Here is a 625-nt window from a genome sequence, read left to right as displayed (position 1 = left end):
GCAGTCGCGACTGCGCCCGCCGCAACTCCTCGGGAAGCTCGTCGCCTCGCTTGCCCTTGCCGTGGCGGGCGTCCTCTTCCGCGTCGACGGCCTCCGCCTGGGCCAGCAGGTGCCGCACCTGCTCGCGCAGCTTCGCTTCCTCCTGCTGCATCCGCTCGTAGCTCATCGCCTTGTGCTTGCTGGCGTTCGCCTTCAGCTTCGTGCCGTCCAGCGCCACGTGCCCCAGCTTCACCAGCCCCGCCCTCGCGCACAGCTTCAGCATCTGCACGAAGAGACTCTCGAAGTGCGCCCCGTGCCGACGCCGAAACTCCGAAATCCGCGAGTGGTCCGGGGACTGGTTCGCCGCCAGCACGCGGAAGGCCACGTCCTCCTGCGTCTTCCTCTCAATCTTCCGAGAAGACGTCACCCCGGTGCAGTACGCGTACAGCAGCAGCGCCACCATCATCTTCGGCTCGTACGGCGGGTAGCCTCGCAGCTCCTTCTCGTACGACTCGTAAATGGGCCCCAAGTCCAGCTCCTCAACCACCTCCAGCACGAATCGCGCGAGGTGGTGCTCCGGCAGCCAGTCCAGCAGCGACGGCGGCAGCAGGAAGGCCTGCTGCACATTCCAGGGGCGGAACTTCTT

At 66.6% G+C, this 625-nt stretch carries 1 protein-coding gene; it reads right to left on the bottom strand.

What is annotated here, in order from left to right; translation table 11 throughout:
* Positions 1-625 (bottom strand): transposase (locus G4D87_RS38470; protein ID WP_163787677.1); only part of this gene is annotated, 625 nt, incomplete at both ends.

This window comes from Myxococcus vastator (assembly GCF_010894475.1).
GTDB lineage: Bacteria > Myxococcota > Myxococcia > Myxococcales > Myxococcaceae > Myxococcus > Myxococcus vastator.
Note: the sequence above shows the minus strand (reverse complement) of the source record. Positions and strands in the feature narration are given on the sequence as shown.